Raw genomic sequence first — 25,807 nt, 5'->3', positions numbered from 1 at the left:
AATTTTTCCGTTATCGATATATTAAATATAAGAAAAACGTTTATGAGGTGATCGCATGAAAACAAAATCGTTATCAAAACTCGAATTGTTTAAACAATTTATTAAAAAACATCCAAAATTAATAGAAGAAGTCCGCAAAGAAAAGAAAACATGGAAGGAGATTTATGAAGATTGGCAGCTTTTAGGTGAGGAAGATCCTTTGTGGAATAAATACCGATCAAACAGTATGAAAAGCCGTAAACATCAACAAGGTGATTTTCTGAAAAATATTTTACAAACTTTTCAGCATTTAGATGTGGAGACGGTAAACGAACATTTATATAAAATGAATGATGCGATTTCAACCATTCAAAATCTTTTAAAAGAGATCGAGAGCAGCCGCAAATCAGATCCGAATCATTCGCATCCCTTATCGTTTAGAAAGGATTAATAACAATGAGAAAGGACTTGTATTTATATATTCAACAAAATCCCCTTTTAAAGCAATACATTCGCGAAAAGCCATATTGGTACCGCACCTTGACTAGACATCCTGAATTTCTTGAGAAAATGGAAATTAGCATGGCAAATGACTATTATCTAACTCTGCCGCATAAAATAGAAAAATTTTCGAATTCTATTCAAATGATGTCGATGATGCTGGCGATGCTACAAGCATTTCGCGAAAATTAACGGTTCAAATGTGTTTGTACGAAAGCAATCATTTTTCCTAATGGAATGAAAAAAACGGGCTTTTGTTTGTATTCCGCACTCAGCAGCTTCCGAATTTGTGAATGACGCGTCAGCGTCTTTTTTATTTTTAAGCACATGTTTTTACATAAAGTGTTGAAAATATATGAAAAAGGAGGCATCAATGATTATGCAAATGAAATGGCTCGCAATGCTGACGCTTCTCACGGTTATGGCGGCTTGTTCCCCAGAAAAACCGGTACCGGAAGGAAATAAAAAAGACAGCATCGTTCCGACAGAAATTCATGAATCCGACAGAAATGCCATTGAAACGATGAACAGCCAAATAAGAAAATTTCAAGTTCGTCATCATGTAGAAGGAAACAACGTTTATGTAGAATGCTATGTGCCTGATTTTACATTTAACGGTGAACGGAACACGAAAAAAGAAGGAGAAGGTCATATCGTATTATATATTGATGGAAAGAAAAAAAGTGATATTTATTCTGCTGCATTTATTATAAAAGGATTGTCTAAAGGGCGGCACACAATCAACCTGGAATTAGTATATAATGATTCAACCAGCTATCAATTGAAAAAAGAATGGATTGTAAATATATGAGAAACGCAGGCGTTGTAAATAAGATGATGTTCGTGCTACAATCAATATTGGAGGTGTGATCTTAATGGTTACGTCAATGGAAAGCGTTCTGCTTTTAGATGAAGCGGAAGCTTTAGCAAAAATGATAACAGAATCAGAACTTGCGATCGAATATCGGCGTTCATTATATAATTTGCAAAATGATCAAGAAGCTCAAACAATCATTCAAAAATTTGTCAAAATAAAAGAGCAATACGAGGATGTCATGAGATTTGGCAAATATCATCCTGATTATAATCGAATTAAAAGCGAAATGAGGGAAATTAAAAGAGAACTTGATTTAAATGATAAAGTCGCTGCATTTAAAAAAGCGGAAAAAGAAATTCAAAAACTTCTCGATGAAATCAGCATGTATATCGGACGAGCTGTTTCAACAGCCATTAAAGTTCCGACTGGAAACCCTTATTTTGAAATGATGCCTAGCTGTGGATGCGCATCAGGCGGAGCATGCGGCTGTTCAGCTTAAACGGGTTTAGAAGCAAAGGAAAAGGAGAATCGGGATGTTTGAAAAAAGACAGGGAATTATTGTTTGGCTGCATTCTTTAAAATATGTAAAAAGTTTGCGGAAATTTGGAAACATTCATTATGTTTCAAAAAAAATGAAATATGTAGTTCTTTATTGTGATAGAGAACAAATAGACGAAATAATGGACACCATTGCATCATTTTCTTTCGTAAAAAGGGTCGAACCTTCTTACAGGCCGCTTTTAAAAATTGAATTTGAATCAAAAGTGGATAAAGCGAAAGAATATGATTATAAAATTGGATTATAAATAGGACAGCCGAGAATTTAGGCTGTCCTACTATTGTAAAGAAGGTATGTATCGGTTCATCCGCAATATGCCGATTAAATGCTGGTAATACAATTCAACATCAGAAAATTGGTCTGAAGGCTTTACAACAAGCTCGATCAGCTCATGACCATATGCTTCGGCAGCCTGTTGAAAAAGTTCAAATCGTTTGTTCATTTTTTTCTGCGGATTTGGGATCCCTTCCCGGCATATATAAAGAGGCTGGAAATCACCTATCTCCGTCGGTTTTAACACAATGACGAACGAACAAACCTCTTTTCCATTTTTTACTGTATAAAGAACTAGAAAGTGCGAAATCCGGTCTTGATTTCTTTTTGCGATTTCCAATAATTCGTATATATCTGAATATCCTTCTCCTATTTCAATAAATCGCTGGATCATTTTTATCCTTCCTCCAATGGGTATTTGGTTGCTAAATTCATAAGCTAAATGTATTGCGCTTTCGTCCGTAAATAAATGTATCATGAAAATGGAAGAATTGAAAGAATAAAAAAAAGCCTGCAGATTGGATCTGCAGGATCCTTCCTAGCTTTGAAGCAAAATCTTCAAAGCAGAAGGGAAAGGGAGAGGAGAAACCGGAGGAAGAACTTATGGGGAAACGTAAGTCTTCTCCGCGGTTGGCAACAACACCATCACAACTGATGTTGTCACTTTCATTATGGTCAATTGGCAAAAAATTATACTCGCTTCTGCAAAAAAACAACTGTCAAATTTAATTGATGATCTTACATTTTCTATGTTAATATTATTCCGAGCCAAAAGGAATTTTGTCAAGTTGTGGTGAATGGTATGAGAGTGGTATCCGGTGCATTAAAAGGACGAGCATTAAAATCGGTTCCTGGAAAGACGACAAGACCGACAACAGATAAAGTAAAAGAAGCAATATTTAACATGATCGGACCATATTTTGAAGGGGGACTTGCTTTAGATTTGTTTGCCGGCAGCGGCAGTCTTGGAATAGAAGCTTTATCAAGAGGGATAGAATGCTCTATTTTTATTGATAAAGATATGAAAGCGATTCAAACCATTCGCGAGAATTTAGAAAATTTAAAGTTAAACGACTGTTCTGAAGTATATCGCACCAGCGCTGATCAAGCGTTAAAAGCTGTCAGCAAACGCGGGCTGAAGTTTCGGATTATATTTCTGGATCCGCCTTATAAAAAACAAAAATTAGAATCTATTCTAAAGGTAATTCATGAGCAGTCTTTGTTGTCAACGGATGGTGTCGTTGTGTGCGAGCATAGCTATGAAGTAACATTGCCAGACCAAGTTTTATCACTTGCAAAAACGAAGTCTGAGCGATATGGTATAACAAGTGTATCTTTGTATCAAAATGTTTGAAGTCGGATGGGGGTATTTATTTTGGCAAGCATTGCAGTCTGTCCGGGAAGCTTTGATCCCGTTACATATGGACATTTAGACATCATAAAGCGGGGGGCAAATGTATTTGAAAAAGTGTATGTTTGCGTTTTAAACAATTCTTCAAAAAAGCCGCTATTTACTGTAGAAGAAAGATGTGAACTGCTGAGAAAGGTAACGGGCAACTTACCGAACGTATACATTGAATCCTTTCAAGGGCTGCTCGTTGATTATGCGAGAAGCAAAAATGCGAACGCTATATTGAGAGGCCTTCGGGCTGTTTCTGATTTTGAATATGAAATGCAAATCACTTCAGTGAACAGAGTGCTGGATGAAAATATCGAGACTTTTTTTATGATGACAAACAATCAGTATTCGTTTTTAAGTTCAAGTATTGTTAAAGAAGTCGCTAAATACGGCGGAAAAGTTTCTGAGCTTGTACCGTATGAAGTGGAAGAAGCATTAAAGAAAAAATATGAGCATATGTATAAAAAATAATTTTTTGAGGTTCGGAAAATTTTGGTTTCCGAACCTTTTCTTATGTGCCGCTTTTATTTCTTAAACGAAAGTAATAAATCAAAATATACACAATGAGCGTGCAAATCGTGATAACGGGGCCGACTTTGGAAAGGAGCAGCCAATACTCCGTGAGAAAGCTTGGCGTTTTTTCAAATATAAATGCCGGTGCATAACCTTCATTCTTTGACAATAGATCGATATATAAAGGCTTGAATAAGATCAAAGCAGAGAGGCTTGAAAAAATCCCTTGCATAATGCGGGCAAAGAAAAAAGGCTTAAAGCGAATGTCTGTTTCTGCTAAAATGCTTGCTACTTGTGCTTGAACGGAGAAGCCGCTGAATGCCAATATAAAGCTTGTGATGATCACCTTATCCTGCATGGCGGCTTGTGCCTGGCTTGTAAGCTGGCTGCCTAATGTTATTTCAAACAGTCCGGAAAAAAATGGAACAGAAAGCTCAGTCGGTATATGAACAAGAATAAACAAAGACGATATGAAAGTTGCTGCTATGTCTGCCACATGAACGATGCTTAAAATTTGATTTAATACCGAAAACAAAATAATAAAGCCCCCGATGACGAGCAGCGTTTGGACGGAATTGAGAACGGCATCCCCGAGCATTTTTCCAAGAGGTTTTTCATTTTGCATTCTCATTTCGTGCATAAGCTGAAACGCTTTTTTAAATGATGGCTTCGAATGTACTGTTTCCTTTTGCAGCTTTTTTTCATCTTTTCCCCAAAATCTCATCGTTAGCCCGACGAAAACATTTCCTAAATAATGCGAAACGGCCAGCAGCAATCCGAGATTTTTATCTTGAAAAAAACCTATTGACACAGCTCCGAAAATAAATAGCGGATTTGAAGAGTTGGAAAAAGACACAAGCCTTTCCGCTTCATGTCTTGAGATCTGGTTTTCTTGTCTTAATCTTGCAGTTAATTTTGCCCCGGCGGGGAATCCGGAAGCCATCCCCATTGCCCAAACGAATCCCCCTGCTCCTGGAACATTAAAAACGGGCCGCATAAGCGGTTCTAAAAACACACCGATAAAACGGACCACACCGATTGATATAAGAATTTCCGAGACAATAAAAAAAGGCAGCAAGGAAGGAAAAACAATGTTCCACCACATATGTAATCCCCGCTTTGATGCCTCAAGTGAGGCGTCAGGAAAAAAAATAATCGCGCAGGTGATAAAGAAAATAACGGTTGCGTATAAAGCAGTTTTAATTTTTGCCTCTTTCAATTGTTATGCCCCCTATTGAAAACTGCACACGTATAAGCTGACATGATAGAATGAATAAGAGGTTTTCGTACAACCTATAATTCAATATACGTGAATAGGGTGGCATTTTAGACCATATGATGAATAACAAATTCATGAAAGGGGGCTCCGTTTATGCCGAAACATCCAACAATTGGTGTGGCGTTAGGTTCCGGGGGAGCTAGAGGCTTTGCTCATCTGGGTGTTTTGAAAGTGTTGAAGCAGCATGAAATACCGATTGATATGATTTCCGGTTCGAGCATGGGGGCCCTTGTAGGAAGCTTTTATGCCTCAGGTTTAACTGTTGAACAAATGTATAAATTGGCGGCAGCATTTAAACGAAAATATTTTATCGATGTGACCGTTCCAAAAATGGGGTTTATTCAAGGAGACCGCATTAAACAGTTAATTCGAATTTTTACCCGAAATCAAAATATAGAAGATTTGCCGATTCCTTTAGCGGTCGTTGCAACCGATTTAAATGAAGGGAAAAAAGTTGTTTTTCGAAAAGGTCCTGTTGCGGATGCCGTTCGGGCAAGCATTTCGATTCCGGGAATTTTTGTTCCTTTTTCTTATAACGGCTCGATATTAGTTGACGGAGGAGTGATTGAACGGGTTCCCGTTTCAGCGGTGAAAGAAATGGGGGCTGATATCGTAATAGCGGTCGATGTATCACATGTCAAAAAAGAAGCTCGCATTCAGTCCATTTTTGATGTCATTATGCGGAGTTTAGACATTATGCAAAATGAGTTAGCGCAGCATCGAATAACATCAGATGTAGTGATCTGCCCGCGTGTTGAACATTTTCACAGCGGAGCGTTTACGAAAATTGATGAAATTATTAAACTCGGTGAAGAGGAAGCAACGAAACATATTGATGAGATCAAGAATAAGATCAACCAATGGAAGGAGACCAATCATGAAAAGTAAACGCATTATTATTTCTCTTATCATCAGCATCATTGTCGCACTCTCCGGTTCCTTCATCAAGCTCCCTTATTATATTACAAAACCGGGATTGGTCAATGATTTATCCAATATGATTCATGTTGAAAACGGATATAAGGAAGAGGGCAGCTTTTCGTTAACAACAGTCCGTTTCGGGAGAGCAACATTATTTACGTATTTATGGGCGAAAATGCAGAATGATTTTGAGATTATGCCGATTCAACATGTCCGCCAAGAAGATGAATCTGATGAGGAATATATAAAACGTCAAATACATATAATGGAAGCTTCACAAAAAGCTGCGATTACCATCGCCTATAAAGAAGCCGGCAAAAAAATTACTATTCAAAATAATGGCGTTACAGTATTGGAGGTTATGAAAGAAGTACCGGCAAGGGAAAAATTAAAAGTTGGCGACCGAATCGTCGAAGCCGATGGAATGAAAATAAAAACTTCAGAGCAATTCACTGATTATTTAAAAGGGAAGAAAAAAGGCGATCATATATCATTAAAAATAAACAGAGATGGAAAAATAATTGATACATCAGTAGAACTTGTCCAAATTCCTGGTTATCCTAATAAAACGGGTCTCGGTGTTGGCGTCGTGACGGATAAAAAATTGACGACTTCACCAGGTATTACTATCAATACAAAAGACATCGGCGGTCCTTCAGCAGGTCTGATGATGGCTCTTGAAATTTACGATCAGCTGACGGAAACGGATTTAACAAAAGGATTAGATATTGCTGGAACAGGAACGATTAATGAAAAAGGGGAGATAGGTCCGATCGGCGGCATTTCACAAAAAGTGATAGCAGCAGACCGTGCTGGGATTGATATATTTTTTGCCCCTAACGAAAACGGCAAGAGAGGCTCCGATTATGAAGAAGCGCTGAAGACACGAGACTCCATTCATTCTGATATGAAAATCATACCGGTGGATACATTTGATGATGCCGTCCATTTTTTAGAAACAATGAGGACTTCCGGTTAAGGAAGCCCGTAACGTATAGGAGGCATTGTATACTCGAGCTTCATAAACTCGGTTGCGGCAGGTTCGTTGAGGATGAGCGCATAAACATTTGTCGCTCTTAGATCCATTTCCAATACATCTGAAGAATAGGACGAAACTTTAGAAATAAGCGGCAGCTCCAACTGTTTTTTAACAGCTTGCAAATAGCTTTGCCCCCGCCCTGACATCCCGAGCAAACGAATATACGGGGCTTTTTTCGTTTTTAATATGCTCGCCATTTCTTCTTTTTTCGTATTGGTCAAAAGATAGGTGCATAATCTTTGCAATCTTGTCCATGTGTATCTTTTCGTTTTCAAGAGAGATAGAAACTGGTGGAATGATGCAGCCCTTTTAATATGGTGAACAACGCGGTGTTCCAAGCCTTCGTCCATTTCATATATTTCTTTTAATTCTGTTAAAGTTTTGGACAATATAGAATATTTTAAAAATGGAAAGTAAAGCTCCCAATCGTGAAAGGCTGAATAAGTTTGTTTATAATTCAGTAAAATGCGAAACGAACTTTCCGGAACATAATGTTTCATGGAAGACAAGTTTTGTTCATGAACAATGTTTTTTCGGATGCTTGTTGCGCTGGCGATGCTAGGGTGATGGTATGATTCATCATGGTAGCCGGCGCCAATTCTCTCGATTGTAAGAGGCTTCATCGAGCTTTTTTGTTGAACAATGGCTTTGACATATTGAAATCCTAATATATTGTTCGGTTTGCTTAAATCTAATAGCGTTTTTTCTCCGGAAGCAATTTTTTGAAAAGCAATGGAAACGGCCTTTGGATAACTGTTGCCTTTCGAAAGCGCTGTTTTCAAAACATGAACGAAATCATCGCTTCTTTTCTCCAGCAGTTCATATGTTTCAAGAAAAGCGTCAATTTTTCCGACCTCGCTTCCGAAACATAGTGAATCACAGCCAAGCGCATCTAAAATCGACACGGCGCCGCTGGCGAAAATTTCTGCGCTTTGCGTTGAAAAGGCAAACGGAAGTTCAAAAACTAAATCTGCGCCGCCTGCTAGAGCCATTTCTGTTCTCGCCCATTTTGAGACGAGTGCCGGCTCTCCCCTTTGCAAGAAATGACCGCTCATCACTGCAATGACAATATCAGCATTTGCTTTCTTCTTTGATTCGGCTAGATGGTGTAAATGACCGTTATGAAATGGGTTATATTCTACAACAATTCCGACCGCCTTCAACTCCATCACCTTCTTTTTCAATTCATCAATATATTTGTGCAATAATGCCTATATTATAGTGTAAAGGAAAAATATTGACAAATACTTATTTGAAAGCTATAATAACCTTTGTTGTCTTGAGGTGATATATGTTGAAATGGTCTGTTCATCAATTGTATAAACTGCAGAAAAAAGGCTTACAAATCAATGAAGATGTCGATCTATATGATCTTGTCCAAAATCATCCTGATTTGCGGGAGATAACTCCTGTTCATGTTCAAGGACATGCAGATATAAGCTCTATGAAAGTCATCTTTCATTTAACAATTACTGGCGAAATGACGCTTCCTTGCGCAAGAACACTTGTTGATGTTAAATATCCATTTGAAATCCGCACATCGGAAACGTTTTTGTTTAGCTCCGACGAGTATGAAACGAGTGAGCAAACACATGTTGTTCAAGGAGAAGTCATTGATTTAATGCCAATCATTCATGAGCTTGTCCTTTTAGAAATTCCGCTTCAAGTGTTTAGTGATGAAGAGGAAAACAAGCAGGAAGCAGCACCTCAAGAAGGAAAGTTTTGGAAGTTAATAAAAGAGGAAGAACAACAAAACAAAATTGACCCAAGATTAGCTAGCTTAGCTAAGTTATTGGATAAGAAAGAAAATGATTCTTAAAGCATTGCTCTGTAAGGAGGTGGGAAAAATGGCAGTACCTTTTAGAAGAACATCCAAAACGAAAAAAAGATTGCGCCGTACACATTTTAAATTACAAGTTCCAGGTATGGTAGAATGTCCAAACTGCGGAGAAATGAAGCTGGCGCACCGCGTATGCAAATCTTGCGGAACATACAAAGGCAGAGAAGTAGTAAACAAATAATGAAAAGTGACCATACCCGTGTCAAGTAGACAATTTAGCTGCGGCCTTTTCTCGATATTCAGTCGGGGAAAGGCCGTTACATTTTGTGAAAGCAAATGCGGCTTAAGATCAGCTTGAACGGCTTGATCGTTTTTGGAGCTTTCTGTATTAAAGCGCGAGAAAAAGCTTTTCAATACATACATATTTTTTCTCCTGGCACAAAGGCTTCCTTGAATCTTTGAAAATTTCTTAATCCATTCTGCAATCTGTGCATCCTCTTTATTCCTAAGGCTCCATGAAGCTGCCGAGAAAACGATCCTTCCTCTAATGTTAAGCGAACGACTTCACGAATATGAGTAGAAGATTTGTCCTTTTAGCATAAATCTCCTCCAAGCTAGACTCTAAAAAATATCCTCTTTTTTGACAGCCAGCCTGCTGGCGGAATGGGAAAAGATGTGAAGAAAATGTCGAATGCCGAATTAGAACAACCGCTTCTTCCAAATTTACTAATGCATCTCTCAATTCTCCCTCGATTTTCAAAAAAAACTTTTTAGGAAGCAGAAGAAATGTCAATGAAAGAAGCACATTCTTTTTCCTTTCAACTAAAACTGTGCTTCTATCGTTTCTATTACAGGCATATATATTATTAAAAATTGCATGAAATAGTTGAGATGAGGCAAAAAGCTCGCATCACAAAATTTAGAAAAGAGAATGGAAGCAACAATTGATTTGTTACATCTCATTCTATTTTTAAAAAATCATTTTTTAAAAAAAGTCAAATCAAAACGGAGGGATGAACAAATGGCGGTGACACGGCAAGATGCATGGACAGAGGATGAAGATCTGCTCTTGAAAGAAATTGTTTTGCAGCATATTCGCGAAGGCGGAACACAACTAAAGGCTTTTGAGATCGTTGCGGAGAAACTTTCAAGAACGGCTGCTGCATGCGGTTTTCGCTGGAATTCATATTTGCGAAAAAAATATGAAACAGACATTGAACTTGCGAAACAGGAACGTAAAAAATTTAGACAGCAAAAAGAAAAGAAAAATTCCGAAAAAAAGCTGCTTCATTATGAGGAAGCAGGTGGAAGATCGGAAATCACTATCGATGATGTGATTGCTTTTTTAAAGTCTACACAGCACCAACCGGTGAACAATCGGTTGGAAGAAGAAAATAAAAGCTTGCGTGAAAAAATCTCTTTTCTAGAACAAAAAGTAGAAGAATTTAAAAACGAAAATGAACAATTACATGAACAATTGAAAAAGATTGAAAATGAATTTTACGCTTTTATTAAAATGATGGAAAAAGTGAGGGAACGAGCAGGATTGAAAGAAGAGGCGGAGGAAGAAAAAATGAAACATAAAAAAAGACCGTTTCAGTTCGGTCAGGAATGAAAAAAGGGAGATTCTAAAAATAGATGAAACCGACAAAGCGTGCCGGTTTCATCAACTATCGACTTCTGACTTTGAAAAAGACGCTGCCAGCGTCTTTTTTTAATGAGCGCCCTTTTCTTTGACAGTGACACCGTTAGGATACCAAACGAGAGGATTTTCTCCACGATCTCGTTTCATATCATACTTTACAGGGACAAAGCCCATCTTTTCCCAAAAGCCAGCCGATTTCATACGCGGATTTGTTTTTATAGGCAAGCCGAACGATTTGGCAAAATCAACTAGCGCTTTTCCATACCCTTTTCTTTGGTATTCAGGAAGCACTTCCAATTTCCATAACTCAAGATAGTCCTGTTTTGGCTCAAAATATTGATCATATTTTTTATCCACCCGATATAAACTCATCCGGGCAATTAATTTGTCTCCGTAGTAAATCCCGTAAAAGGGCGAATCGCTGTTATTTTCGATAATATTTGCTTCTAAATCCTCCAGCATGGATAATTCTTGTAAACCGTATTCTTTAAATTTTTTAAATTCCTCTAAAGTTTTATAATTGACTAATAATTTTTCCACTTTTACCATGGCGAATCTCCCCCAATTGCCGCTATAATGATAGACGCCTTTTCACTCACATTATACTAAACATAAAGAGAAAATAACATTGAAAAAATAATAAAAAAGCAAATATAATCAAATTTTTAATTATATTCAGGAAAAAGAAGAATTTTTAGTTTTTGTTTGTTATGATACATATGAGAGAGGTGGAGAACTTGAAGATCGGTGTAATTGGCGGAGGAGCTGTAGGCTTGTTAATATCGGCATACCTTAGCCGAAAACATGACATTACCCTTTATACAAAGACGGAAGAGCAGGCAATTTCGGTAAGGACAGAAGGGATACATGTCATAGGCCCGAACCCTTGGACTGCATATGTAAAATCACGTGCAGATGTATTATATAAAGAAGAAATATTAATTATTGCTGTCAAGCAATATAGTCTGCCGTCATTATTTGGAAATCTAAAGCAATTGCAGCCGAAAAAGATTGTATTTGTTCAAAACGGCATAACTCATATCGGCAGAATGAAAGAGCTTGCCCAACATGAATTGTATATAGGTGTTGTAGAGCACGGCGCCTTAAAAAAATCCCCCAATACCGTTCACCATACTGGTATTGGGAAAATTCGCATCAGCCCGTATGACGGCGGTGGGGCGCGGGAATTTATTGATCAGTTAAATACGTCTGATCCTTTATTTTTGATACAATATGAAGAGGATTGGGAGCCGGTTGTATTGAAAAAATTGGCCGCCAATGCAGTTATTAATCCATTAACTGCCTTATTTCGAATGCCGAATGGCCACATCGTCAGCAATCCTTATGTTGCAAAGCTTGCCAAAAAGCTATTTCACGAAGTATGTGATGTTCTTGAAATAAATGATAAGGATGATTTATGGGAATATATTGAAAGTATTGCAATAAAGACAAAAAACAATCGTTCATCAATGCTGTCGGATATTGAACATCATAAAAAAACAGAAATTGATTCAATATTAGGGGATCTCATTCAAAAAGGGAAAGAAAAGGGTGCTCATACTTGTACAATGGAATTTTTGTACAATGCGATTAAAGGGTTGGAAAACCGGGAGGAACGTTGATGGGAATTGTTATAGGAATCATCGCCTTTTTTGTGACGTTTCCATTGGCCGCGTGGCTGCTGTTTTTGGTTCTTTTTCGTGTTTTATTAAAGAGTAAGAAAAAATCTTTCCTTTTGAGCGTTGATGTGGCTACTGTATTTTTTGCCGTTTCATTTTGGATCAAGCTTTCTGTTATTTGGCATCATCAATCGTTTTTATGGCTGCTTTGTTTATATTTGCTGCTTTTTTTGGCGACAGCTGGACTTCAATTCGTATTCACTGACGAGATCAAATGGATGAAAGCATTGAAAATGATGTGGAGAAGCTCTTTTTTAATATTTTTTCTGCTGTCTGAGAGCATGGCGATCATCGGGGTGTTTGTGTACATAATGAATCAAATGTGAATAAAAAAAAGCAAATTTTTTTTGTTTGAAAATATTACATGATATACTCTTGTCGGGGTAATGATAATGAACGAAGAAAGGAAGTTAATAGATATGGAGGCGTTTGAACTCTTCCTTCCTCAATCCAATCCTTTTGTGAACAATTATATAAATCGGCGATTAGAGGTTGAAAAATATTTTGATTATGATCCATTTCAAGAAGATGTATTTCAAAAAAGATATGACGATATTTTATCAAGGACTTATAAGAGGGATGAGCTGGCGGATGTTTTAATCCAATATCATAAGCGGCTGAACGCAACAGAACAGATAATGGAGAATATTTTAAAATTAAAAAATCCGAATAGTGTCGTCGTTGTGGGCGGTCAGCAAGCTGGACTCTTAACAGGACCTTTATATACAATACATAAAATCATTTCCATATTGGCATTGGCGAAAGAGCAAGAGAAAAAGCTGAACATACCTGTTGTTCCCGTTTTTTGGATCGCGGGGGAGGATCATGACTTTGACGAAATTAATCATCTCTATGTGACAGACAGAGGACGTTTGAAAAAGAAAACGATCATGCAAACACAACGTAAAAAAACAATGATATCGGAGTTATCAATTGATAAAAACGCTTGTCGCATTTGGCTGGAAGAAGTTTTTGCGGCATTTGGCGAAACGAAATACACGAAACATTTGCTTGCTTCTTTGTATCATGAGCTTGACCAATCTGCCACTTATGTTGAATTTTTTGAACGATTACTCATCTCCATGTTCGGAGATGAAGGAATTGTACTTATCAACTCTGGATCAAAAGAATTGCGGGAATTGGAAAAATCTTATTTCGAACAAATGCTCATGGCAACTGACAGCATTTATCATCAAGTCGTCAAGCAGCAGCAAATTTTAAAAGAAGAAGGATATCCATATCAAGCAATTACAATGAGAGAAAACTGCGCCAATCTGTTTTATCAAATAGAAGATGAGCGCTATTTGCTCATAGAAAAAGAGAAGAATCTATTTTCGATCCCTGAAATCAATTGGACGTCTTCGTTGTCTGATCTTTTAGAAGAAGTCAGAATGAATCCATGGAAGTTCAGCAATAATGTAGTGACAAGACCGGTCATGCAGGAATATTTGCTTCCGACTTTGGCTTTTATCGCCGGACCAGGAGAAATTGCGTATTGGGCAGAATTAAAAGGGGTATTTCATTTATTCTCGATGAATGTGCCGCCAGTTATTCCGAGAATTCATTTGACGATTTTAGAAAGAAACATAGAGTCGGACTTGCTAGAATTAGACCTGCCGTTGGAAGAGGTTCTTAAGCAGGGGGTTGAACCGTTAAAACATAGGTGGTTTAAACAAAAGGAGCCTTTTGATGTCAGCGCATATGTGTCGAAAGCAAAAGAAGAGATTGAGGACATTCATCGGTCATTGCGAGAAAAAATAGAGGATTTCGACCAAAGCTTAGCGCCCGTATTGCGAAAAAACGCACAATTTATCGAACAGCAGATAGATTTTGTGGAAAGGATCGTTCAAAAAAAGATACATGCAAAATATGAAGCAGAGCTGCAAAAGTTCAGGCGTATTGAGTATTCACTGAAACCGAATAATCAATGGCAAGAAAGAGTATGGAATATTTATTACTATTTAAACAAATATGGGCCGAATTTTGTAAAAGATTTGCAGCAGTTGACATATACTTTCAATGGAAAACATAAAATTGTCAAATTATAAAACTATTTTTTGAAAAATCCTGTGTCATACAGGGTTTTTTTTTATGTCCATTAATAGTACAATAAATTTGTGGTGAAAAGTGGGGGGAAGTGGTGGAAAAGAAATGAAAGTGGGGCCAACGTGATGTTTATGGGAGAATACCAACATACGATCGATTCAAAAGGAAGATTGATCGTACCCGCAAAATTCAGGGAAGGCCTTGGCGAGAAGTTTGTTCTCACGAGAGGTCTTGATCAATGCTTGTTTGGATATCCCCTCAGCGAATGGAAAGTGATTGAAGAGAAACTGAAAGCTCTCCCATTAACAAAAAAAGATGCCCGAGCTTTTACACGATTTTTCTTTTCCGGCGCTATTGAATGTGAAATGGACAAGCAAGGACGGATTAACATTGCGGCTCCACTTCTTGCTTACGCAAAATTGGAAAAAGAATGCGTCGTCATCGGCGTTTCCAGTCGGATAGAAATTTGGAGCAAACAAAATTGGGAGCAATACGTGGCTGAACAAGAAGAATCATTTGAAGAAATTGCAGAAAACATGATTGATTTTGATATTTGATGTTCATCCTATCCATGATCAAAACTTCTTCCGTTGGAAACGAGGTGCTGGATATTGTTTGTACATAAGACAGTTTTGCTGGATGAAGCGATTGAAGGTTTACGAATAAAAGAGGACGGAATTTATGTTGATTGCACATTAGGAGGGGCAGGCCATAGCGAACAAATTGCTAAAAGGCTGACAACTGGACATTTATACGCCTTTGACCAAGATGAAGCTGCAATTGCTTTTGCGAAGGAAAAACTCGAGCCCTTCCAAGATAAAGTAACCATCATCAAAAGCAATTTTAAACATTTAAAAGAAGAGCTTTTCTCTAGGGGTATTCATAAAGTAGACGGGATTTTGTTTGATTTGGGAGTATCTTCGCCTCAGCTGGACACACCGGAACGAGGCTTCAGCTATCAATATGACGCTCCTCTTGATATGAGAATGGATCAAAACCAAGAGCTTTCCGCTTTTACCATTGTCAACACCTGGCCCTATGAAAAGCTTGTAAAAATTTTTTTTCAATACGGAGAAGAAAAATTTTCAAAGCAAATAGCTCGAAAAATTGAACTTGCCCGCAAAAAAAAGACCATTCAAACAACTGGCGAGCTGACGGAAATTATAAAAGAGGCAATTCCTTCCGCCGCTAGAAGAAAAGGTGGGCATCCTGCCAAACGCATCTTTCAAGCAATTAGAATTGCCGTCAATGACGAGCTTTCCGCTTTTGAAAGCGCGGTTAGTCAGGCAATTGAACTGTTAGCTCCAGAAGGGCGGATATGTGTTATTACGTTCCATTCTTTAGAAGATCGAATTTGCAAACTGGCGTTTAGAAAAGCTGCCAGCCAAGCAGAAATTCCGCGCAACATACCGATAATTCCCAACGAAATGCTGCCAGAAATCAAAATTATAACAAAAAAACCGATCGTGCCGTCGGAAAATGAAATTGAAGAAAATCGAAGGGCGAGATCCGCTAAACTTCGTATAGCAGAAAAGATTAAAAAATAGGAGGTTTTCTATGAGCAATTTAGCTGTCAAAATTCAAGAAAGGCGACAAGAAGAAAAGAAGCATGCAAAACAAACCCTCGTTGTTAAACGAAAAAGATCCTCCATTACATTAGGCGAGAAACTGTTATTTGTTGTTTTTTTATTTTTGATGCTGGTATGCTCCATTTGGATTATCTCAAATAGTGTGAAATTGTATCAAGCAAATATAGAAATGCAGAAAATCGAAGCTGAAATTGAAAATCAGGAAAAAATCAACAGTGATTTAAACCTTCAGGTCGATGAATTGAAAAGACCTGAAAGAATTTATAAAATTGCTAAAGACTTAGGCTTCACATTAGATCCAAGCAAAGTAAAAGGCATACAGGACTGATTGGGATGAAGAAAAGCAAAAATATGAATCGGGGAGCAGCAATATTATCCGTAATATTTGTTCTGCTCTTTTTTATCTTATTTGGGAGGTTTTTCTACATTCAAGCGACAGGAACTGTCGATGGTCAAGTGCTAGCTGTTAAGGCAAAAGAAAAATATGAAAAAAAGCGCATGCTTGAAGCCCGCCGCGGCCAAATATTGGATCAAAAAGGAAACGTGCTCGCTGAAGATACTGTTACCTATACATTAGTAGCTGTATTGGATGAAAAAATGACAACGGATCCCGACCATCCGAATCATGTTGTCGATCCTGAAGAAACGGCAGAAAAATTAGCTCCCATTCTTGGAATGAAACAGAAAGAAATCGAAACTATTTTGAAAAAAGACAAGTTTCAGGTCGAATTCGGAGAAAAAGGAAGAAACATCAGCTTTGCGAAAAAACAGCAAATTGAAAAGCTTAAATTGCCCGGCATCGGTTTTATTCGCGATACAAAACGTTTTTATCCAAACGGAAAATTTGCATCATATGTGATTGGCTACGCCAAGCGAGATGAAAAGACGGGAAAAACAACCGGGCAGCTGGGGATAGAAAAAAGCTTAGATAAATATTTGCAGGAAACAGACGGATATGTGATATATGAAAGCGACCGAAGCGGCTACAAGCTGCCGGGCAGCAAAGACAAAATTGTTACGCCGAATAACGGAGCCGACGTTTATTTAACAATTGACCAAAAAATTCAAACGTTTTTGGAAGATGCGTTAAATGAAGCTGAAAAACAATATCAGCCGACGAAAATGATCGGAATTGTCGCAGACCCAAAAACGGGGAAAATTTTAGCGATGTCTCAGCGGCCAAGCTTTGATCCAAACGAGCGTGATATTCAAAATTTTTACAATGACGCTGTTTCCTACCGTTTTGAGCCTGGTTCGACAATGAAAATTTTTACATTAGCTGCTGCGGTTAATGAAGGGGTTTATAACGGCAACGAAAAATATAAGTCCGGGATGTATAAAGTAAAAGGCGCAAGTCCTATATACGATCATAACAATGTCGGATGGGGCACCATTACGTTTGATGAAGCTGTTCAGCGGTCATCCAATGTCGGTTTTGCCATATTAGCGCATAAAAAGATTGGGCTTGAGCGGTTTTATCAATATTTAAATCGTTTTGGGTTTTTAGAAAAAACGGGTATTGATTTGCCGAACGAAGAGAACAGCAAATTAAATTACAAATGGGAGAGGGATAAAATTTCGACTGCATTTGGACAAGCGTCAGCTTTCACACCAATCCAGCTCGTACAAGCTGCAACAGCTATTGCCAACGATGGGAAGATGATGAAGCCTTATGTCATCGATAAAATTGTAGACCCTGACACAAATCGAGTGCTAAAGAAGACGGAACCATCGGTAGAAGGCGAACCAATCACAAAAGAAACTGCTGCGAAAACGCTTGATATTTTAGAAACTGTTGTGACATCTGAACATGGAACAGGGAAACCTTTTCAAATACCGGAGTACCACATCGCCGGGAAGACTGGGACAGCTCAAATAGCAGGAGAAGGAGGACGTTATTTAACGGGTCGGGAAAATTATGTATTTTCCTTTTTAGGAATGGCTCCAAAAGAAAATCCAGAGCTCATTGTCTACGTTGCTGTTCAGCAGCCGAAGTTGAAGCCGACAGAAACCGGTTCAGCTCCTGTTTCCATGATTTTTAAATCAGTGATGAAAAATAGTCTTGAATATTTAAAAATTGAACCGACGACTGCTGCTGCGAAGGAAGAAAAAAATGTTGAAAATGAAAAAGAAGTCGGAGTTTCACTGCTTGAATATAAAGGCCAGCAGGTTCAACAAGCCGTTCAAGAGCTCGAAAAACAGCAAATTCAACCAATTGTTCTAGGCGGCGGAGCCACCGTCACCTCCCAATATCCAAGCGCGACTTCACGGGTGATCCAAAGAGAAAAAGTGTTTCTTCTAACGGACGGAGCTGTGAAAATGCCGAACATTTCCGGATGGTCGTTGCGGGATGTGATGAAGCTGTGTTCCATCATGGAGCTTGAGCTGAAATATGAAGGAAGCGGATATGTTAACGCACAAAATATTAAACCAGGCACTGAAATTAGAAAAGGAGATCACTTGACTATTAAATTAAAAAAGCCTAAGTAGTACCACAATAGGAGCCCGCTTTTGAAAAAAATGTATCTGGGAACGGTTCGGCAAGCGGGCGCCTGCTTCCGCTTGAAGCTTGTTCTATATTAAATGGACGAGGCATATATTTTGATAGCGAACCTACATGAGGGGAGTTATCGTATATATGCGCGTTTCAAATGTAACAGTGAGAAAACGGCTCGTTTTCGTTCTATTGGCAGGTTTTTTGATTTTCGCCGTGATCGAAGTAAGACTAGGATATGTCCAATTTGTGTTAGGCGGGCAATTAACTTCTCTTGCCAAGGATTTATGGAGCAGAAATATCCCTTTTGAACCAAAGCGGGGAGAAATCTTGGACAGAAATGGGGAGAAGCTTTCGACAAATGTCAGTGCCCCGAGCGTTTTTATCATTCCCCGTCAGGTCGAAAATCCAGCTGAAACGGCTCAAAAGCTTGCTTCTGTCTTAAATATGCCGACGGAAAAAGCTTATCAATATGTAACGAAAAAAGAAATGATTGTCCGTGTTCATCCTGAAGGGCGGAAAATATCTGACGAAAAAGCACAAGAAATACGCAGTTTAAATTTAAAAGGCGTTTACATTGCCGAAGATTCTAAAAGATATTATCCGTTTAACAGCCTTTTAGCGCACGTTTTAGGCTTTACAGGGATCGACAACCAAGGGCTAAGCGGACTTGAATTATATTATGATCGGCAATTGAAAGGGCAAAAAGGATATGTTAAATTTTATTCTGATGCTAAAGGAAAAAGAATGCCAAATGAAGTGGAGGAATATATGCCTCCTGTGGACGGCTTGAATTTAAAGCTGACGATTGATGCAAAAATTCAATCGATCATCGAAAGGGAATTGGACATTGCCGAATCGAAATACAATCCGGACGGAATAATTGCCATTGCTATGAATCCGAACAACGGAGAAATTTTAGGCATGGCATCAAGACCGACATTTGATCCAACTAAATATCAGCATGTCGATCCGAAAGTTTATAACCGAAATTTGCCGATCTGGAGCACGTATGAACCTGGATCAACATTTAAAATTATCACGTTAGCAGCCGCTCTTGAAGAAAAGAAGGTTGATCTTTATAGAGAGCATTTTTACGACCCGGGTTATGTAAAAGTTGCCGGTGCGACATTAAGATGTTGGAAAAAAGGCGGACATGGGGATCAGACGTTTCTTGAAGTTGTTCAAAATTCGTGCAACCCGGGATTTGTTGAACTTGGACAAAGGCTGGGAACATCGACTTTGTTTGAATATATTAAAAAATTTGGCTTTGGTGAAAAAACGGGGATTGATTTAGCAGGTGAAGGAAGCGGCATTCTATTTCAAGAAAGTCAGGTTGGACCTGTCGAGCTTGCGACCACAGCGTTCGGCCAAGGGGTCTCTGTAACGCCGATCCAGCAAGTGGCCGCTGTTTCAGCCGCGATCAACGGCGGTGTTTTATATACACCGAATATCGCAAAAGAATGGATTGATCCGGATACGGGAGATGTTGTATCAAGAAAGACTCCTGAGGCGAAAAGACGCGTTATTTCCGAGGAAACATCCAAACAAATTCGCGCCGCTCTTGAAAGTGTTGTTGCAAAAGGTACTGGAAGAGGAGCGTTTGTTGAAGGGTATCGGGTCGGAGGAAAAACGGGGACTGCGCAAAAAGCTGCTCCCGGTGGAGGATATTTGACAAATAATCATATTGTATCGTTTATTGGTTTTGCACCTGCAGACAACCCTCAAATAGTTGTTTATGTCGCCGTTGATAATCCAAAGGGAACGGTGCAATTTGGCGGTGTTGTTGCCGCGCCAATCGTAGGAACAATCATAAAAGACAGTCTCCGACAGCTCGGTGTGAAGCCTAGAACGAAGCAAATGGAAAAAAAGGAAACTTGGCTGGATGAAAAGTTCGTCACAGTACCGGACGTTTTAGGACTCACAAAACAGGAGCTCGCTGAACAGCTTGTGAATTTAAAACTTGATGTAAACGGCGACGGCAAGGTAGTCGTTCAACAATCGCCAAAAGCAGGCGTAAAGGTAAAAGAAGGATCTACTGTAAGAATTTTATTAGGAGACGAGGCGGCAGCAGCCGAATAATTTTCTAAAAAAGGGCTTTTTGAAACAACTGCTTTTGAAAAGCCCTTGTCGCTCATTTTAAGCTAAGATAAAATAATGGAGAATGTTTTTTTGAGAAAGGATTATCGTTATGAAATTAGATGCAATTCTCACTGCTCTACATCATTATAAACGTTATGGTAATGGGAATCCTGAGATTACTTCGTTGGAAATGGATTCGCGTGCTGTGAAGGAAGGAAGCTTATTTATTTGCATCAAAGGCTTTACGGTAGACGGTCATGAGTTTGCTTTAGAAGCTGTAAAAAAAGGCGCAGCCGCTCTGTTATCAGAAAAACCGCTGAACCATCTGCCGGATGATATCCCGGTAATTGTCGTAAATGATACAAAACGGGCAATGGCTGTGCTTGCTGATTATTTTTATGACCAGCCAACACATAAGCTTCACCTCATCGGTGTCACGGGCACGAACGGAAAAACGACTACGACTCATCTGATTGATCATATTTTTCGCAATGCCGGCTATAAAACCGGTTTAATCGGAACAATGTATACAAAAATAAATGATCAACAATACGAAGTAAAAAATACAACGCCTGACAGCTTAACCCTGCAAAAAACATTTAAAAAGATGATCGAGGAGAACGTGACCCACGCCAGTATGGAGGTTTCCTCTCATGCGCTGCATATGGGACGAGTCCACGGCTGTGATTTTGATGTTGCAGTATTTACGAATCTTACCCAAGACCATTTAGACTATCACCAAACAATGGAAGAATATCGAAATGCGAAAGGATTATTGTTTGCTCAGCTCGGAAATAAATATGATCATGATCATCCAAAATTTTCTATATTGAATGGTGATGATCCAGCCTCTGACTATTACAGACATATGACTTCTTCCCATATCGTTACATATGGAATTGAAAACGAATGTGAGATTATGGCGAAAGATTTGAAAATGAATGCAAGCGGGACTTCTTTTCTCCTCGTTACTCCTGAAGGTACATTTCCTGTACAAATGAAATTAATCGGGAAATTCAGCGTTTATAATGTTCTTGCTGCTATTGCGGCCTCTTTAGTTTCAGGTGTTGAGATCGAGAAGATCATCGAAGCGGTCGAATCGATGGAAGGTGTGCGCGGCCGATTTGAGTTAGTAGATTGCGGACAAAATTTTTCCGTCATTATTGACTATGCTCACACACCAGACAGCTTGGATAATTTATTGAAAACGGTGAAGGAGTTTGCCAAAAAGAGAGTCATTTTAGTCGTTGGCTGCGGAGGAGACCGCGATCGAACGAAGCGTCCGCTTATGGCGAAAATTGCTGTTCAGTGGGCGGACATTCCAATTTTTACTTCCGACAACCCTAGAAATGAAGATCCGCATCAAATATTAAAAGATATGGCAGCTGGTGTCGACGGGGAACCTTTTCATTCAATTGTCGATCGAGAGGAAGCCATCCAATTTGCAATCAGCAATGCAGAAGAAGGAGATGTCGTCGTCATTGCAGGAAAAGGCCATGAAACATATCAACAAATCGGGGACAAAAAATTTGACTTCGATGATCGAAAAGTGGCTATTCGCGCTATTCAATTGAAAGAGAATAAATAATCAAGCAGGAAGAGGATTTGTTATGAAATTGGAATGGTTTAACATCAATAATCATATGGATATAAAGGCAAATGTTGGTTTTGGTGGGAGGAGGAAGTATCAATGCTAGAACAAGTCGTGCTTTTTACCATCTTAATGGGCTTTTTAATCAGTGTATTACTTTCTCCCATTTTTATTCCATTTTTAAGAAGGCTGAAATTTGGCCAAAGTATTCGGGATGAAGGACCAAAATCCCACCAAAAAAAATCCGGAACTCCGACGATGGGCGGAGTCATGATTATTTTATCCATCATCATCACCACTATTGTCATGACCAATAAATTTTCGGAACCGGGGATCGAAACGTTTTTGCTGTTGTTTGTAACGATCGGTTACGGACTCCTCGGATTTTTAGACGATATGATTAAAGTGGTGTTAAAAAGAAATCTCGGGCTGACTTCAAAACAAAAATTAATCGGTCAAATCATTGTTGCGGTTATTTTTTATTTTGTTTTAAATCAATTTGAGTTCTCTACAGAAGTTCGATTGCCGGGGACGGAACTTTCTTTTGATCTTGGCTGGCTCTACCCCGTTCTTATTTTGTTTATGCTTGTAGGCGGCTCAAATGCCGTCAATTTGACCGACGGTCTCGATGGATTGTTATCCGGCTGCGCTGCAATTGCTTTCGGAGCATTTGCTGTATTGGCATGGAACAATAGTCAATATGATATTGCCATCTTTAGTGTTGCAGTGGTCGGTTCCGTATTAGGCTTTTTAGTGTTCAACGCTCACCCTGCAAAAGTGTTCATGGGAGATACAGGCTCATTGGCTTTAGGCGGAGCGATTGTCGCTGTAGCCATTTTGACAAAATTAGAAATTTTGCTTATAGTGATTGGCGGCGTGTTTGTTATTGAAACATTATCAGTCATTATTCAAGTAATTTCCTTTAAAATGACTGGAAAAAGAGTGTTTAAAATGAGCCCGCTCCACCATCACTATGAATTAAACGGATGGTCGGAATGGAAAGTCGTCGTGACATTCTGGGCGATGGGTTTGCTTTTTGCAATACTAGGAATTATCATCGAGGTGTGGTTATAATTGAAAAATGTACAAATGTATGTCGATCAAAACGTTCTCGTATTAGGTTTGGCGAAAAGCGGCTTGAGAGCCGCTAAATTATTGCATAAACTAGGTGCTCATGTTACCGTAAACGACATTAAGCCATACGAAGCAAATGATGATGTAATAGAACTTGAAAGTTTAGGGATCAAACTTATTTTAGGGGAACATCCCGAACAATTGCTCGAGGAGCATAATATTGATATTGTTGTAAAAAATCCAGGCATTCCATACACAAACCCGATCGTACAAAAAGCAGCGAGACAAAATATTCCCGTTATAACCGAAGTCGAGCTTGCGTATCAAATTTCTGAAGCGGAAATTATTGCGATAACTGGATCGAATGGAAAAACGACGACGACAACTTTAATATACGAAATGCTGAAGGCGGATGGAAAACAGCCGCTGCTGGCAGGAAATATCGGAAATGTGGCTTGTGAAGTTGTACAGGAAGCGACAAAGGAACATATTGTAGTTATGGAGGTATCCTCGTTTCAGCTTTTAGGAACCATTCATTTTAAACCTTCAGTCGCGGTCTTGTTAAATATTTTTAATGCCCATCTAGACTATCATGGAACTCGCGAAAATTATATGCAAGCGAAAGGAAAAATTTTTTCGAACCAAGATGACCAATCGGTTGCGGTTATCAATTCGGATGATCAAGATGTTGTGCGTCTGTCTGAACTGTCAAACGGAAAGAAAATTTATTTTTCAACCAATAAGGAAGTATCAAATGGTGCTTATATCAAAAATGAATCCATTTGGTATGATGGCGAAAAAATTATTGATATAAAAGATATTGCTCTTGTCGGCAAGCATAACTTAGAAAATATTTTGGCCGCTATTTGTGCAGTAAAGGCGAAAAATGTTGGAAACAAAGCGATTCAAAAGGTGCTGGCATCGTTTTCAGGTGTAAAGCATCGCCTGCAATATGTTGGAGAAGTTTCAGGAAGAAAATTTTATAACGATTCGAAAGCCACGAATATTTTGGCAACAACAAAGGCTCTCGAAGCTTTTTCATCCCCTGTTGTATTGTTGGCCGGAGGGCTTGACCGGGGGAATGAATTTGATGAATTAATCCCGTATTTCAAACATGTGAAAGCAGTCATCACCTTTGGACAAACTGCCCCAAAAATAAAGAAGGCTGCAGAGAAGGCTGGAATAGAACTGATAGAACATGTCGATAATGTGGAACAAGCAGTCTTTGCGGCGTTTCGCATATCGGATATAGGTGATGTCATTTTGCTCTCTCCGGCCTGTGCAAGCTGGGATCAATATAAAACATTCGAAGAGAGAGGAGACATTTTCATAAACGCCGTGCATAAGCTAAAATAAGGGCTCGTACCCTTAAGCTTAAAAAAGATGGGGTGTTCGGCGTGTCGACAAAAAGCAAATCTCCAGATTTCATTTTAATTTTGATCACATTTTTGCTGCTTTCGATCGGTTTAATCATGGTATATAGCGCAAGCGCCATATGGGCAACGTATAAATTTGACGATGCATTCTTTTTTGCAAAGCGGCAGCTGCTGTTCGCCGCCTTAGGTATTGTTGCCATGTTCTTTTTTATGAATATAGACTATTGGACATGGAGAACGTGGGCAAAGGTGCTTTTAATCGTATGCTTCGTTTTGCTGATTGCCGTGTTGATTCCTGGAATTGGCGTTGTACGAAATGGCTCCAGAAGCTGGATCGGTGTCGGGGCATTTTCCATTCAGCCTTCTGAGTTTATGAAGCTAGCGATGATCGCCTTTCTGGCTAAATTTTTGTCCGAAAATCAAAAATTTGTAACAACCATTAAAAAAGGGCTTTTCCCGTCCTTAGGGTTAGTCTTTTTAGCATTTGGGATCATTATGCTTCAGCCTGATTTAGGAACAGCAACGGTGATGATGGGAGCATGTGTCGTCATGATCTTTGCAGCAGGAGCGAAAATTAGCCATTTTATCGGACTGGGATTGATAGGTGCACTCGGTTTTACCGCTCTTGTGTTATCAGCTCCTTATCGTATGAAAAGGATCACTTCGTTCCTCAATCCATGGGAGGATCCGCTTGGGAGCGGGTTTCAAATTATTCAATCGCTTTATGCAATTGGCCCTGGAGGCCTTTTCGGATTAGGATTGGGTCAAAGCAGACAAAAGTTTTTTTATTTGCCCGAGCCACAAACAGATTTTATTTTTGCGATCGTTGCGGAAGAATTGGGGTTTATAGGCGGTTCTCTTGTGCTTTTATTATTCTCTCTTTTGCTTTGGCGGGGAATTTTAATCGCGTTGAACGCGCCTGATTTATTCGGCAGCTTGCTAGCTGTCGGCATTGTTGCAATGGTTGCGATTCAAGTGATGATCAATATCGGGGTTGTCACAGGATTAATGCCTGTAACGGGCATCACCCTTCCGTTTTTAAGCTATGGAGGATCGTCACTGACGTTAATGCTGATGGCAATCGGGGTGCTTTTAAATATTAGCCGATATGCAAAATATTAAGCTTTCCAATCCGGATAAATATGGAAAAAAAGGGGCTTTTCGGCTTGTT

Annotated in this window: 28 protein-coding genes; 24 read left to right on the top strand and 4 right to left on the bottom strand. The window is 39.0% G+C overall.

Features of this window, described 5'->3' with window-relative positions; genetic code table 11:
- The first annotated feature begins 55 nt into the window (after positions 1–55).
- The 5 genes from ylbD to ACVIJU_RS12525 all read left to right on the top strand — a co-directional run bounded on the left by ylbD (position 56) and on the right by ACVIJU_RS12525 (position 2,103).
- The gene (gene ylbD / locus ACVIJU_RS12545; protein ID WP_063388521.1) at positions 56–430 is read left to right on the top strand and encodes a YlbD family protein; all 375 of its coding nucleotides are present in this window, start codon (positions 56–58) and stop codon (positions 428–430) included.
- Positions 431–435: 5 nt separating this feature from the next.
- Positions 436–672 (top strand): YlbE-like family protein, encoded by a 237-nt coding sequence (locus ACVIJU_RS12540; RefSeq protein ID WP_063388520.1) that lies wholly within the window; start codon positions 436–438, stop codon positions 670–672.
- Between the two features lie 181 nt (positions 673–853).
- Complete coding sequence (locus tag ACVIJU_RS12535; RefSeq protein ID WP_063388519.1) at positions 854–1,291, top strand: hypothetical protein; 438 nt, start codon at positions 854–856, stop codon at positions 1,289–1,291.
- A 64-nt stretch (positions 1,292–1,355) separates the two neighbouring features.
- Positions 1,356–1,796, top strand: a complete 441-nt coding sequence (locus ACVIJU_RS12530) for a YlbF family regulator (RefSeq protein WP_063388518.1) — start codon at positions 1,356–1,358, stop codon at positions 1,794–1,796.
- A 34-nt stretch (positions 1,797–1,830) separates the two neighbouring features.
- Positions 1,831–2,103, top strand: coding sequence for a YlbG family protein (locus tag ACVIJU_RS12525; protein ID WP_063388517.1), 273 nt, complete (start codon positions 1,831–1,833; stop codon positions 2,101–2,103).
- 30 nt (positions 2,104–2,133) lie between these two features.
- On the opposite strand, the gene ACVIJU_RS12520 is transcribed toward ACVIJU_RS12525, so the two are convergent.
- Positions 2,134–2,523, bottom strand: a complete 390-nt coding sequence (locus ACVIJU_RS12520; protein ID WP_456687658.1) for a DUF7147 family protein — start codon at positions 2,521–2,523, stop codon at positions 2,134–2,136.
- Between the two features lie 408 nt (positions 2,524–2,931).
- Here ACVIJU_RS12520 and rsmD point away from each other — a divergent pair, with 408 nt between their 5' ends.
- Positions 2,932–3,483, top strand: a complete 552-nt coding sequence (gene rsmD, locus ACVIJU_RS12515) for a 16S rRNA (guanine(966)-N(2))-methyltransferase RsmD (RefSeq protein WP_066251986.1) — start codon at positions 2,932–2,934, stop codon at positions 3,481–3,483.
- 21 nt (positions 3,484–3,504) lie between these two features.
- The gene (gene coaD, locus ACVIJU_RS12510) at positions 3,505–3,999 is read left to right on the top strand and encodes a pantetheine-phosphate adenylyltransferase (protein ID WP_063388514.1); all 495 of its coding nucleotides are present in this window, start codon (positions 3,505–3,507) and stop codon (positions 3,997–3,999) included.
- Between the two features lie 40 nt (positions 4,000–4,039).
- Here the strand turns inward: coaD and ylbJ are convergent, their stop codons facing one another.
- Positions 4,040–5,260 carry a sporulation integral membrane protein YlbJ gene (ylbJ, locus tag ACVIJU_RS12505; RefSeq protein WP_456687657.1) on the bottom strand — a complete coding sequence of 407 codons (1,221 nt, stop codon included), beginning with the start codon at positions 5,258–5,260 and terminating at the stop codon, positions 4,040–4,042.
- Between the two features lie 153 nt (positions 5,261–5,413).
- On the opposite strand from ylbJ, the gene ACVIJU_RS12500 reads away from it, so the two are divergent.
- Entirely contained in the window at positions 5,414–6,208 is a 795-nt protein-coding gene (locus ACVIJU_RS12500) for a patatin-like phospholipase family protein (RefSeq protein WP_456687656.1), read from the top strand.
- On the top strand, positions 6,198–7,220 hold the full coding sequence (locus ACVIJU_RS12495; protein WP_456687655.1) for a SepM family pheromone-processing serine protease: 1,023 nt from the start codon (positions 6,198–6,200) through the stop codon (positions 7,218–7,220). The genes ACVIJU_RS12500 and ACVIJU_RS12495 overlap by 11 nt, the downstream gene beginning before the upstream one ends.
- Here ACVIJU_RS12495 and ACVIJU_RS12490 read toward each other — a convergent pair.
- A complete protein-coding gene (locus tag ACVIJU_RS12490) occupies positions 7,217–8,443 on the bottom strand; it encodes a nucleotidyltransferase (protein ID WP_456687947.1) in 1,227 nt (408 codons plus the stop codon). The genes ACVIJU_RS12495 and ACVIJU_RS12490 overlap by 4 nt on opposite strands.
- A gap of 131 nt (positions 8,444–8,574) precedes the next feature.
- Between ACVIJU_RS12490 and ACVIJU_RS12485 the strand changes: the two genes are divergently transcribed.
- The 3 genes from ACVIJU_RS12485 (at position 8,575) to ACVIJU_RS12475 (ending at position 10,675) form a co-directional block, all read left to right on the top strand.
- Positions 8,575–9,099 carry a YceD family protein gene (locus ACVIJU_RS12485; protein ID WP_063388510.1) on the top strand — a complete coding sequence of 175 codons (525 nt, stop codon included), beginning with the start codon at positions 8,575–8,577 and terminating at the stop codon, positions 9,097–9,099.
- Positions 9,100–9,127: 28 nt separating this feature from the next.
- Complete coding sequence (gene rpmF / locus ACVIJU_RS12480; RefSeq protein WP_063388509.1) at positions 9,128–9,301, top strand: 50S ribosomal protein L32; 174 nt, start codon at positions 9,128–9,130, stop codon at positions 9,299–9,301.
- Positions 9,302–10,081: 780 nt separating this feature from the next.
- Positions 10,082–10,675, top strand: coding sequence for an RsfA family transcriptional regulator (locus tag ACVIJU_RS12475; protein ID WP_066251829.1), 594 nt, complete (start codon positions 10,082–10,084; stop codon positions 10,673–10,675).
- 99 nt (positions 10,676–10,774) lie between these two features.
- Here the strand turns inward: ACVIJU_RS12475 and ACVIJU_RS12470 are convergent, their stop codons facing one another.
- Entirely contained in the window at positions 10,775–11,254 is a 480-nt protein-coding gene (locus tag ACVIJU_RS12470; RefSeq protein ID WP_063388507.1) for an N-acetyltransferase, read from the bottom strand.
- 188 nt (positions 11,255–11,442) lie between these two features.
- Between ACVIJU_RS12470 and ACVIJU_RS12465 the strand changes: the two genes are divergently transcribed.
- The 12 genes from ACVIJU_RS12465 (at position 11,443) to spoVE (ending at position 25,758) form a co-directional block, all read left to right on the top strand.
- Complete coding sequence (locus ACVIJU_RS12465; RefSeq protein ID WP_446650683.1) at positions 11,443–12,327, top strand: 2-dehydropantoate 2-reductase; 885 nt, start codon at positions 11,443–11,445, stop codon at positions 12,325–12,327.
- Positions 12,327–12,710: a DUF3397 family protein gene (locus ACVIJU_RS12460; protein ID WP_094246096.1), complete on the top strand. Its 384-nt coding sequence runs from the start codon at positions 12,327–12,329 to the stop codon at positions 12,708–12,710. The genes ACVIJU_RS12465 and ACVIJU_RS12460 overlap by 1 nt, the downstream gene beginning before the upstream one ends.
- Before the next feature lie 66 nt (positions 12,711–12,776).
- Positions 12,777–14,432: a bacillithiol biosynthesis cysteine-adding enzyme BshC gene (bshC, locus tag ACVIJU_RS12455; protein WP_157727999.1), complete on the top strand. Its 1,656-nt coding sequence runs from the start codon at positions 12,777–12,779 to the stop codon at positions 14,430–14,432.
- A gap of 123 nt (positions 14,433–14,555) precedes the next feature.
- Positions 14,556–14,987: a division/cell wall cluster transcriptional repressor MraZ gene (gene mraZ, locus ACVIJU_RS12450; RefSeq protein WP_063388503.1), complete on the top strand. Its 432-nt coding sequence runs from the start codon at positions 14,556–14,558 to the stop codon at positions 14,985–14,987.
- A 54-nt stretch (positions 14,988–15,041) separates the two neighbouring features.
- A complete protein-coding gene (gene rsmH / locus ACVIJU_RS12445) occupies positions 15,042–15,977 on the top strand; it encodes a 16S rRNA (cytosine(1402)-N(4))-methyltransferase RsmH (protein ID WP_063388502.1) in 936 nt (311 codons plus the stop codon).
- A 10-nt stretch (positions 15,978–15,987) separates the two neighbouring features.
- The gene (ftsL, locus tag ACVIJU_RS12440) at positions 15,988–16,347 is read left to right on the top strand and encodes a cell division protein FtsL (RefSeq protein WP_063388501.1); all 360 of its coding nucleotides are present in this window, start codon (positions 15,988–15,990) and stop codon (positions 16,345–16,347) included.
- Positions 16,348–16,352: 5 nt separating this feature from the next.
- A complete protein-coding gene (locus tag ACVIJU_RS12435; RefSeq protein WP_456687654.1) occupies positions 16,353–18,509 on the top strand; it encodes a penicillin-binding protein in 2,157 nt (718 codons plus the stop codon).
- 148 nt (positions 18,510–18,657) lie between these two features.
- Positions 18,658–20,595 (top strand): stage V sporulation protein D, encoded by a 1,938-nt coding sequence (locus ACVIJU_RS12430; RefSeq protein ID WP_456687653.1) that lies wholly within the window; start codon positions 18,658–18,660, stop codon positions 20,593–20,595.
- 109 nt (positions 20,596–20,704) lie between these two features.
- On the top strand, positions 20,705–22,183 hold the full coding sequence (locus ACVIJU_RS12425) for a UDP-N-acetylmuramoyl-L-alanyl-D-glutamate--2,6-diaminopimelate ligase (RefSeq protein ID WP_063388498.1): 1,479 nt from the start codon (positions 20,705–20,707) through the stop codon (positions 22,181–22,183).
- Positions 22,184–22,285: 102 nt separating this feature from the next.
- A complete protein-coding gene (gene mraY / locus ACVIJU_RS12420) occupies positions 22,286–23,260 on the top strand; it encodes a phospho-N-acetylmuramoyl-pentapeptide-transferase (RefSeq protein ID WP_063388497.1) in 975 nt (324 codons plus the stop codon).
- Positions 23,261–24,616, top strand: a complete 1,356-nt coding sequence (murD, locus tag ACVIJU_RS12415) for a UDP-N-acetylmuramoyl-L-alanine--D-glutamate ligase (protein ID WP_375338751.1) — start codon at positions 23,261–23,263, stop codon at positions 24,614–24,616. It abuts the gene before it with no gap.
- Between the two features lie 41 nt (positions 24,617–24,657).
- The gene (spoVE, locus tag ACVIJU_RS12410; protein ID WP_063388496.1) at positions 24,658–25,758 is read left to right on the top strand and encodes a stage V sporulation protein E; all 1,101 of its coding nucleotides are present in this window, start codon (positions 24,658–24,660) and stop codon (positions 25,756–25,758) included.
- The last annotated feature ends 49 nt before the right edge of the window (positions 25,759–25,807 follow it).

The organism is Aeribacillus sp. SP014 (assembly GCF_054055575.1).
The sequence above is the reverse complement of the archived record's forward strand: the minus strand, read 5'-3'. Positions and strand labels throughout refer to the sequence as shown.